General features: G+C 49.9%; 6 protein-coding genes and 1 pseudogene. 6 read left to right on the top strand and 1 reads right to left on the bottom strand.

What is annotated here, in order from left to right; all coding sequences use genetic code 11:
* Positions 1-25: 25 nt before the first annotated feature.
* Positions 26-574: a GntR family transcriptional regulator gene (locus ABRP93_RS11205; protein WP_349887977.1), complete on the bottom strand. Its 549-nt coding sequence runs from the start codon at positions 572-574 to the stop codon at positions 26-28.
* Between the two features lie 108 nt (positions 575-682).
* On the opposite strand from ABRP93_RS11205, the gene ABRP93_RS11200 reads away from it, so the two are divergent.
* The 6 genes and pseudogenes from ABRP93_RS11200 to ABRP93_RS11175 all read left to right on the top strand — a co-directional run.
* Complete coding sequence (locus ABRP93_RS11200) at positions 683-1900, top strand: Tm-1-like ATP-binding domain-containing protein (RefSeq protein WP_349887976.1); 1218 nt, start codon at positions 683-685, stop codon at positions 1898-1900.
* A gap of 35 nt (positions 1901-1935) precedes the next feature.
* Positions 1936-2763: a phosphoenolpyruvate hydrolase family protein gene (locus tag ABRP93_RS11195; protein ID WP_349887975.1), complete on the top strand. Its 828-nt coding sequence runs from the start codon at positions 1936-1938 to the stop codon at positions 2761-2763.
* Positions 2764-3276: 513 nt separating this feature from the next.
* Positions 3277-4395 carry an alcohol dehydrogenase catalytic domain-containing protein gene (locus ABRP93_RS11190; RefSeq protein WP_349887974.1) on the top strand — a complete coding sequence of 373 codons (1119 nt, stop codon included), beginning with the start codon at positions 3277-3279 and terminating at the stop codon, positions 4393-4395.
* 104 nt (positions 4396-4499) lie between these two features.
* Positions 4500-5978: a hypothetical protein gene (locus ABRP93_RS11185; RefSeq protein WP_349887973.1), complete on the top strand. Its 1479-nt coding sequence runs from the start codon at positions 4500-4502 to the stop codon at positions 5976-5978.
* A gap of 209 nt (positions 5979-6187) precedes the next feature.
* A complete protein-coding gene (locus ABRP93_RS11180) occupies positions 6188-6742 on the top strand; it encodes a type I restriction-modification system subunit M N-terminal domain-containing protein (RefSeq protein WP_349887972.1) in 555 nt (184 codons plus the stop codon).
* A pseudogene (locus ABRP93_RS11175) lies at positions 6729-7142 on the top strand (transposase); the annotation flags it as partial. The gene ABRP93_RS11180 and the pseudogene ABRP93_RS11175, both read left to right, overlap by 14 nt.
* Positions 7143-7205 lie beyond the last annotated feature (63 nt).

Here is a 7205-nt window from a genome sequence, read left to right as displayed (position 1 = left end):
GAAGCCGCCGGATCAGCTACACTTACTATCGCATCTTGATTAAATCCCCGTGTCCACTTTCCGGGGTTCGGGCCCGGATTCCATTTTCGGATAGGTAAGCAGCCAAACTGTGCCGCAATAACGGGATTCCAGCTGGAAAATATCCATCAGTTTCCAAATATGGTGACAAATTAGGGCGCGCGTTCGCTAGTACATCAACAGTCACTTCAGAGGCCGGCAACGCCCCAGTGGAAAGATCAATTACACCCAGCGGGGCATTGGTAAGAGAAAAGAGCCTACCGCTACCGGAGTAGCTTCCTCGAGCACGTGTAGAGCGAACTCGAGCCCCTGCACCTTGCACAAGATGCAAATAGCCACGTGCTTCAAGATTTTTCATCGCCATCGAAACTGTGCCACGTCCTACAACTAAAGCTTTTGCTATTTCACGTTGAGGAGGGAGCTGCGCTCCAGTGGGAAGGAAGTTCGAGTCAATCGCCTTCGCAATACTTTTCTCCAATGCCGAGCTAATGCCCCCATCAATGTCTTGCCAACCGGTCAAAATTCTCACGAACGAAGCTATATCCACTGTAAACACATCGAACCTCCAAATAAATATTTCACGAACCAATATTTCACAATTGGATCGGTAATGTTATGTAGCTCATATTATCGTGAAGGAAGCTCAAGCTACAGAAAGGAACATATGACTAAAGTTCTACTTCAAGAGACTCTTGACACAAAGGAAGAAGATTGCGAGTGGCTTATCTCGCGGTTGAATCTGCTCAACATCGAGACCATAACTGTCGATGTTGGTTCGTTCTCCCAAAGTTCTTTGGCCGATATCACATCGGACGAGGTGATTCGTGCTGCAGGCGAAGACCCCGACGCATTGCGAAACCGCAAGGACCGAAGTGAGATGCTCGAAGTTTTGGGTCGTGGCGCTGCGGAGATCACAAAACAACTCTTCCAAGAAGAAGAGATTCATGGGTTCTTATCTGTTGGCGGCTCGGGTGGCTCCTCTGTGGCTGCACCGGTAATGCAGATTTTCCCAGTAGGTTTTCCAAAACTGTTAGTGTCAACGATGGCGTCTGGCGACATATCCCCATACGTTGGTGGTGTCGATGCGACGTTGATGTACTCAGTTGTCGACGTTGCTGGAATTAACTCCATATCCCAAAAAGTTCTCGGAAATGCCGCTTCCGCAATCGCTGGAATGGCAAAGAACTTTGAAGAATCACAGGATCAGAAACCTACCAAACCAGTCGTAGCAATTTCAATGTTTGGTCTTACAACCCCAGCGGCCCGCGAGGCACAAGAATATCTAGCAGGACTCGGATACGAGGTGCAGATTTTCCACGCAACAGGCGCTGGTGGGAAGTCCATGGAAAAGCTAATTGAGTCAGATTTAGTGGCAGGGGTTTTGGACCTCACTACCACTGAGCTAGCCGACGACTTGGTTGGAGGTGTGCTAACAGCTGGCCCTCGGAGGCTGGAGATGGCCGGTAAAAAGGGAATTCCTCAGGTAGTCAGTGTGGGAGCCATAGATATGGTCAACTTTGGCCCCGAAGAGACTGTCCCACCTAAGTTTGAAGGACGAAACTTTGTGGTTCACAACGCCTCAGTGACCCTAATGCGCACCAATGCCAAGGAAAACGCCGAGCTTGGACGACGAATCGGTTCTAAGCTGGCGGCCGCCACCGGGCCGACACGAATATTTATTCCTCTCCGAGGATTTTCTGGGATAGACGCGGAGGGCAAGCAATTTTGGGATCCCGAGGCAGACGCTCATGCAATTTCCGAACTTAAGAAAGCACTCAGCGACTCCTCGATCCCCGTGATTGAAAAAGATTGCAATATCAATGATGAAGGATTCGGCCTAGCATTGGCAGAGGAGCTACACACCTTAATCAGCAGCAAATAACGACACGCCTAACTTCTATACTGAAAGGAATTTCAATGACACGCCAACAAATTCTTACCAAACTTCGCGACCAATTAGACGCGGGCCAACCCATCGTAGGCGGCGGCGCGGGCACCGGCATATCTGCCAAAGCAGCAGAAGCTGGTGGAATTGACTTGATCATCATTTATAACTCTGGCCGTTTTCGCATGGCGGGCCGTGGCTCGCTTTCTGGTTTGCTCGCATACGGCAATGCCAATGAAATCGTCATGGATATGGCTAACGAAGTCTTACCAGTGGTAAAAGACACTCCAGTTATCGCCGGCGTAAATGGCACAGACCCATTCGTTGTTATGGAACATTTCTTGAAAAAAATCAAAGAAATCGGTTTCGCGGGTGTACAAAACTTCCCTACTGTTGGGCTCATTGATGGGGTTTTCCGCCAGAACCTCGAAGAGACCGGCATGGGATTCGGATCAGAAATAGACATGATCCGAATGGCTCGCGACTTCGATCTCCTAACAACCCCATACGCTTTCGACGAAGACCAAGCCACGGAACTTGCAAAAGCAGGTGCAGACATCTTGGTACCCCACATGGGGCTCACTACCTCCGGTACCATCGGCGCAAAAACAGCTCTCACCCTCGAAAAAGCTGCTAAAAAAGTGCAAAGTTTGGCGGATGCTGCACGCTCTGTGAACCCTGAAATTCTAGTCCTATGCCATGGTGGCCCCATTGCGAATCCAGAAGATGCCCAATATATCTTAGACAACACCGAGGGAATTGGAGGCTTTTATGGAGCCTCTTCCGTTGAACGCTTCCCCACCGAAAACGGGATCAAGGAGCAAACAGAGAAGTTCAAAAACATTCACTTCCACTCCTAACAGCTAGGTTCAATTTTATTCCTTTGACCAGCCCAGTTGGTACAGATAATTTATCTGTACCAATTGGCTTTCCGCCAAGATACATCTTAACGACACTTCATACACTTTCAATTTTCACAAATCGACTATAGGTATTTGAATTACTGTAAATCAGCGATTTTGGCCTGAGTTTAAACCATACATCACATCAACATTGAGAATTAATATGGTGAAAATATATTCGATCCTGTTTCTACACTATATCAATCCTTAAGGGTGTCATTCAAGGTAAATTCTGATTCGAGAAAATTTCAAGTAAAAATTACTCCTCAACTACCCGTCTCGAATTGATCCAACCCCACTCAGTCGTCCAGCGAATTCCCAAGACTAAAACTTGACGCAGGTCACATTTTGCGCAAATCTTATATTGCCTAACACCAACAATTATCCGATGAACCTCTGACTTCAAGGCGATAAAAGAGGTCCATTTGAAAATAAATATCGCCATAAATAAGAAAGGAAATTTTTCTTACCATGTCGAATTCTCTTAAGATAAAAGGTGCTGTTCTAGACCGCTCTAATGCATCTCTGCCCTATGCTGAATCGCAGCCATTGACGATAACCGAACTGGATTTGACTGCGCCCGGCGAGAATGAAGTTCTGGTCAAAATTACCGCTGCGGGTCTTTGCCATTCCGACTTGTCCGTCGTCAATAACAACCGTCCACGGCCTCTCCCTATGCTCCTAGGCCATGAATCCGCTGGGATCGTAGAAGAGGTCGGCCCAAACGTAAGCAAAGTAAAAAAGGGAGACCACGTAGTCATGACCTTTTTACCTCGTTGCGGAGAGTGCGATGGTTGTAAAACGAACGGCAAAATGCCTTGCAAAATCGGGTCCGCTTCTAATGAAAAAGGAACTCTCATCCGTGGTACCCGACACCTAAGCCGTGAGGGCGAGACGATCCAACATCACCTCGGGGTTTCGGGTTTCGCCACTCACGCGGTAGTTTCAGAGCTTTCGGTCGTACCTATCGGCGACGACGTCCCTTCAGATATCGCTGCTATCTTCGGCTGTGCCATTTTGACTGGCGGCGGGGCCATCCTCAATGAGGTTAAACCGAAACCTGAAGACTCAATTGCAGTTGTCGGCCTAGGCGGAGTGGGAATGTCCGCAATCATCACAGCTGCCGCTTTAGGCGTCAATGAAATCGTTGGTATCGACATGCAACCAGACAAATTGGAGAAGTCGCTTGAGCTGGGTGCTACCTCCGCAATGTCTCCGCAAGAAGCAGAAGAATCCGGTAAGCGCTTTTCCGCAGTCGTAGAAGCCGCCGGTCACCCTAAAGCACTCGAAACCGCATACAAGGTAACTGGCCCCGGCGGTCTCACCGTTACTGTCGGTCTCCCAGCTCCAGATTCATCTGCCCAAATCGATCCACTCGTCATGACAAGCGAAGCACGTCGCCTGCACGGCAGCTATCTCGGGTCATCTATCCCCGACAAGGATATTCCAAAGTACGAAGAACTTTGGCGAGAAGGAAAGTTGAATGCGGAGGGACTCATTTCTTCACACATCAAGTTAGAGGACATCAATGAGGCGATGGATAACCTCAGTGAAGGAATGGCGCTACGCCAGATAATCGAATTCGAATAGCATTACGGTTTTAAATTCTCGTATCCAAGTGTCGTCAGTGAAAGACGGCACTTCGATCTAGTTTCTCCTCCCTTTGAGATCAATTCAGCGCAAAAGGAAAGCCAATGTCGCAAGATAGAATACCTCCCAACAATAAGAAACAAGCCACTCCAGCGCAACAAGAAAAGGTGACTTCTGCAGCAGAAGGTATCGGTTCGGAATCTCCGCATTGGAAGGCCGGACCGTTTGAAGTACGCCTACCATTTGTTCATTACCGCCTCGAATGGCCTGATTTTACGCAGGGCTTGTTCATGTGCGTCGTTGACTTAGGCGCAATTCCCCTCATGACTGAGGCCTTGGGGATGCCGTATCAGGTTGCCCTGGCCGTAGTTGTACTCAATGGGCTGTTGTATCTGACCCACCATCTCTTAGGAGATCCGGTAGTGCCTGGTTGGATCACTCCTGCCATCCCTCTTCTGATTCTCTATGTACACTCCTTCCCAGAAGGAACTGACCGAATATGGGCCCTCATCAGCTTCCAACTCATGCTCGGATTATTTTCCTTAACGCTGGGCATAACAGGATGGGCCACAAAAGTCGTAAGACTTATTCCATCAGGACTACGTTCTGGCATCGTTTTGGGAGCAGGAATCGCTGCCATTATCTCTGTTTTCGAAGAAGGCGGACGCTTCCATAGCTTCCCCATTTCTATCAGCGTGGCAGGGGCCGTGGCATTTTTCTTGATGTATTCTCGCGCTTTTGCTGAGCTACGTAGGAAAGCTGCTGGATGGCGTTTCCTTGCCTCTCTAGGAATTCTTCCTGCCATTTTTGTCGCGGTTTTTGTTGCGCCCTTAGCCGGCGAGGCCCCTTGGCCAGATATCGAGTGGGGCTTTTCACAACCAGATTTTGCGACTCTTTGGAGTGAGTACACCGTTTTCGGAGTGGGCATGCCACCAGCAGAAATGTTCCTGACGGCAATTCCTACTGTCCTTGCTGCGTATATTGTCCTCTTCGGTGATGTGCTGCAAGCAAACGCTGTTCTCAAAGAAGCCGACCATGTACGCACGGACGAAGCTGTCGTGTACAACCCCTCCCGCGCACACCTGCTCTTCGGTGGACGTAACGCCTTGATGTCGATCATTGGGCCCGATGTGGCCATGTGCGGGCCATTATGGGCCGCCATGCATGTAGTGATTGTAGAGCGCTACAAACAGGGTAAGAAGGCTATGCAGTCGATTTTTGGAGGTGCAGGATCCTTCAGGTGGGGCTCGATCACTGGGCTATTGTTACTCCCAATCACTTCCTTCGTGGAGCCCATCCTTCCAGTCGGATTGGCGCTTACCCTCATTATCCAAGGATTCGTTTCCGTCCGAGTTGGTGTCATGGAATCCCAAAATCAAAAAGATCTTGGTATTGCCGGCATCACCGCCGGTGTTTTAGCTACTCAAGGTGCCGCTTGGGGATTTGCCGCCGGAATCATTATGGTGCTTGTAGTGCGAGGCAAAGAGATGTTTAAGGATCAGCGAGACGGAACTATTCGTTCACTCGATGAAATCCCGGCTGAAAAAGAAGCTGAAGATGCTAAACCAACCTCGCCGAACTAGTCGAATGGGTTAGACAAGCCCAAATCAGAAATCTTAAAGCACTTATTGTAATTGGGAGTGTGGGGTGACATTCTCTCGCCAAAGGACTCGGCCCACCCTCCCTTTCATTTCTTCGTAATCTGAGCCTAGTCTTCCACCACTTCAATACCGCTGAGAACTAGAGTCGCAAATCGTACTGCCCCACGACCTGCTAAAAGGAACCTCGCATAGTGAGCACCGCTAACCTCAACCAGTCTGTTGTCTGGAATACTGCCGATAAGTATCTCCGGTCCATCGTGGAACCCGAGGACTACGGCGACTACATCCTCCCGCTGACTGTTCTCCGCCGTCTCGAATGCATTCTGGCGCCGACCAAAGACCAGGTGCTTGAGTTGGTCAGCTCCTTGCACGCCGACGGGGTCAGCGAGGCGTACATGGACTGGGAAGTGCAGTCCCAGTTTGAGCTTTCCTTCTATAACAGGTCGGAGCTCGATCTCACTCGCATCGCTGAAACCGATGACCATGTCTACGACTCATTGATGGACTACGTGGGCGCATTCTCACAGTCTGTTCGGGATATCTGGGATGCATTCGACTTCGGAGTGAAGATGGGCGCTCTTGATCAAGCAGGCCGCTTGTGGCCGGTGATTAAGCACTTCTCCACCATTGATATGTCTCTCGAGGCGCTTCCTGATGCTCAGATGGGCGACCTGTTCGAGAACGTCGGGCCCGACCCCCGAAAAGTGGATACGTCGGGGGTCGGGCCCAATCGCGAAACTGATTGATGACCTAGGCACGTCGACAACGGATGCCAATGACCTAGTTCGGGGCATGTTGCAAACCTCAATCACCCGGGGTTTGAATGCTGAAATGGATGCCCACCTTGGCTATGAGCCTGGCGATAGGCAAGGAAAGGCTTCAGCTGGAACAGACAATCACCGCAACGGCACCTACCCGAAAACCGTGGATTCTAACTACGGGCCAGTAAACATTGATGTTCCACGAGACCGGGCCGGGACGTTTATCCCAACCATGGTTCCTAAAGGCTCTAGGCGGCTAACAGATGTTGACGATATGATTGTCAGCTTATATGCCGGCGGAATGACCATTCGGGATATCCAGCACCATATGGCTACTGCGATGCGGGTTGATATCTCCCATGAAACAATTTCGGACCTGACCGACCCAGATGGTGGACACCTTGAAACCAGCATCTCGCTGGGGAAGTGAGGTACCTTTCCACCATGC

Origin of the sequence: Corynebacterium sp. KPL2850 (assembly GCF_040225855.1) — a bacterium.
Classification (GTDB): domain Bacteria; phylum Actinomycetota; class Actinomycetes; order Mycobacteriales; family Mycobacteriaceae; genus Corynebacterium.
This window is presented reverse-complemented; position numbering and strand designations above follow the sequence as displayed.